Genomic DNA, 2,465 nt, shown 5'->3' on the forward strand with positions numbered 1-2,465 from the left:
CTGTCGGATGGGGCGAGACCGTCACCCCACCCCGTCTCACATTTCGCTGCGCTCATGTGAGCCGACCCACGGGCGAGCTTCGCTCGTCCCGGACCCCTCCAGGGGAGGGTAAGAGCGCCGCCCCTTGGTTAACCGCGCCCCAACGGCCTTCGCTGTTGCCGCATGGCGCATCCACGTCTCGTTTACGCATCCGTCCCTATCGTTGCACTCCAGGAACTTCCAGAGGGGGAATGACCATGGGACATCGCACCCGGCCTACGGCCGCGAGCCAATACGCGCCGGCCGATCTTTTGCAGGGAATTCTCGTCGTTTCGTCGTTCGGGTTCTGGGCAGTGATGCTCGGCCTGATGCCGGTGCTGCTGTATCGGATCTGGCTCGCCTGAAGGCGGCACGTGGCGCGGATGGTTAAGCCGCCGTCACAAATGCGCTCAAAATGCGCAGCGGCTTGCAAGCCGGAATCTTAAAACATCCCGCGTATCGTTCACGCCCATAAGCGAAGAAATCGCGGGGGCGTTTATGAATAGTCATAATGAGATGGCGTCGCATTTCGGCGCCGGACAGGAGAAGCTGTCCACCGAGCAGAGCTTTACCACCGAGGACATTCTCTGGGCCGCCGGCATCTGGTCGGTGATCCTGACGATGTCGCCGGTCATCGTGTTCTACATGCTGATGGTGGCGTAGCCCTCTCGTCATTCCGGAGCGCCCGAAGGGCGAATTACGGTGCGCAATTGCGCACCTGAGAATCTCGAGATTCCGGGTCTGGCGCTCGCGCGCCATCCCGGAATGACGGGTGAAGCCAGAAACGCAAAACGCGCGGACGTTCCCGCGCGTTTTTCGTCCGGGGAAATGAATAATGAAATTAAGCAGCCTGCTTGTGCATTGCGCCGGACGCCGACGCCGTGCCGCGAATGGCCTTGACTGAACGCTCGATCGCCGCCCACAGCCTTGCGATTTCCTGAGCCGCACGGCTCTCGGCCTGATATTCCCGAGCGCCTTCGCCGTGGCTCAACGCCATCAGCAGATCCGAACGGTTGGTGATCTGGCCGCCCCACACCGGAGCCCGGAATTTCGCCAGCGCTTCGCGGGCGATGGTGACGATCGGGCTTTCGGCTTCGTCGCGCTTGGCCGGCGCACCGTTGAGCACGACCGCGTAAGGCTTGCGCGCGGCGCGGCACATCTGGATGGTTTCCTGCACCGCGTTGACGTCGAACACGCCGGGACGCGCCGGAATGACCACCATCGTCGCGTTCTTGATCGCGTCGTCGACCACGGCCGAGAGGTTCGGCGGCGTGTCGATCAACACCCATTCATAACCGTCGCGCTTGGCGGCGGAGACGATGCCGCTGACGGAGTTCACGGCCGCCTTGATCGGCGGCTCGTTGGTGCCACGCAGCTTGTGCCACAGCGTGAGCGAGCCCTGCGGGTCCGCGTCCACGAGCATGACCTGCTTGCTCGCCTTGATCTGCGCGGCGAGATGCGCGGCTAGGGTACTCTTGCCCGAGCCGCCTTTACGCGATGCAAAAACAATAACGTTCATACCTTCGGCCTCCAGATTGACCCTAGGCCGCGAAAATGAATCACCGCGCTGATTCGTGAAAGAAAAATTTATCGGGGGTTGCGTTACAGCCACGAAATAACAAGGCGTGTTGGCTTTTGAGTCACACTGCGTCGCAGGACGAGAGACCAACTGCAGCGAAACACCGCCCGCGCGAGCATCTGTGCGTTCTTTGAGCAACCGAGCGGGATCAAGCGGAATGCAACCTTCCCGCGCAAACCCTTACCCGACTCTTTTCCATCGCGCGTTGGTAATTGCTGCAGGCATCAGCGCGGCCCGCGCGAACAAAAGGAGTCCACGGGAACGCGGCTGTCCCGCGCTCAGCCGTCGCTGGTCTTTTTCTTCTTGGGCTTGGTGCTCTTCTTCGCGGTTTTGGGCGCGATGTTGGTAGGCCTGCCGGCGCGGACCTCGCCCGGCTCCGGTCCGCGGCGGAAGAACACCGCGCATTGCGGCGAGAGCTGCGCCTTCTTCTTGATCATGCAGGCGGTAATGGCGTCGACGTTCGGGACGAACTCGCCGCACAGCCGCATCGCATCCGGCGTGCAGGCCTGCTGCTCCTCCGGGGTGTAGGCGAAGCCGGTACCGGGCTGGATCAGAACGGCCAGGGCCATCCCGAGGGTTACAACAGCCAAGGAAGTCTTGAAGCGAAACGCCGGCATCGATCCCCCCACATGTCGAGTCGGAGGGAATAGTGGGTGAACGGCGGTTCGTTGGCAACCGAGGGGGGATGCGAAAGGTCGGACCTGTGCGGTCTCGGCAACAGGCGGGCAGGCTTCACTCGCAGTCATCCGGAGAGCGTTTGATGCGAGCCGACGTCATGGCCGGGCTTGTCCCGGCCATCCACGCCTTGCCGCGCAGCACTCAGAACGTGGATGCCCGGGACAAGCCCGGGCATCCACGTTCTGAGTGC

4 protein-coding genes are annotated in these 2,465 nt (G+C 62.6%); 2 read left to right on the forward strand and 2 right to left on the reverse strand.

Going from position 1 to position 2,465, the window contains the following annotated elements:
- Window positions 1-236: 236 nt before the first annotated feature.
- Window positions 237-383: a hypothetical protein gene (locus CV770_RS43010; protein ID WP_165637427.1), complete on the forward strand. Its 147-nt coding sequence runs from the start codon at window positions 237-239 to the stop codon at window positions 381-383.
- Window positions 384-516: 133 nt separating this feature from the next.
- Window positions 517-681, forward strand: coding sequence for a hypothetical protein (locus tag CV770_RS40750; protein WP_018318263.1), 165 nt, complete (start codon window positions 517-519; stop codon window positions 679-681).
- 178 nt (window positions 682-859) lie between these two features.
- On the opposite strand, the gene CV770_RS40755 is transcribed toward CV770_RS40750, so the two are convergent.
- Complete coding sequence (locus CV770_RS40755; RefSeq protein ID WP_025032179.1) at window positions 860-1,537, reverse strand: AAA family ATPase; 678 nt, start codon at window positions 1,535-1,537, stop codon at window positions 860-862.
- A gap of 338 nt (window positions 1,538-1,875) precedes the next feature.
- Window positions 1,876-2,214 (reverse strand): hypothetical protein, encoded by a 339-nt coding sequence (locus CV770_RS40760; protein WP_091958353.1) that lies wholly within the window; start codon window positions 2,212-2,214, stop codon window positions 1,876-1,878.
- Window positions 2,215-2,465 lie beyond the last annotated feature (251 nt).

Origin of the sequence: Bradyrhizobium sp. AC87j1 (assembly GCF_002936975.1) — a bacterium.
Classification (GTDB): domain Bacteria; phylum Pseudomonadota; class Alphaproteobacteria; order Rhizobiales; family Xanthobacteraceae; genus Bradyrhizobium; species Bradyrhizobium shewense.

Bases quoted from the DNA above. Each gene is read 5' to 3' on its own strand.
- CV770_RS40760 (WP_091958353.1), bottom strand. From the start codon at position 2,214: ATGCCGGCGTTTCGCTTCAAGACTTCCTTGGCTGTTGTAACCCTCGGG.
- CV770_RS40750 (WP_018318263.1), top strand. From the start codon at position 517: ATGAATAGTCATAATGAGATGGCGTCGCATTTCGGCGCCGGACAGGAG.
- CV770_RS43010 (WP_165637427.1), top strand. From the start codon at position 237: ATGGGACATCGCACCCGGCCTACGGCCGCGAGCCAATACGCGCCGGCC.
- CV770_RS40755 (WP_025032179.1), bottom strand. From the start codon at position 1,537: ATGAACGTTATTGTTTTTGCATCGCGTAAAGGCGGCTCGGGCAAGAGT.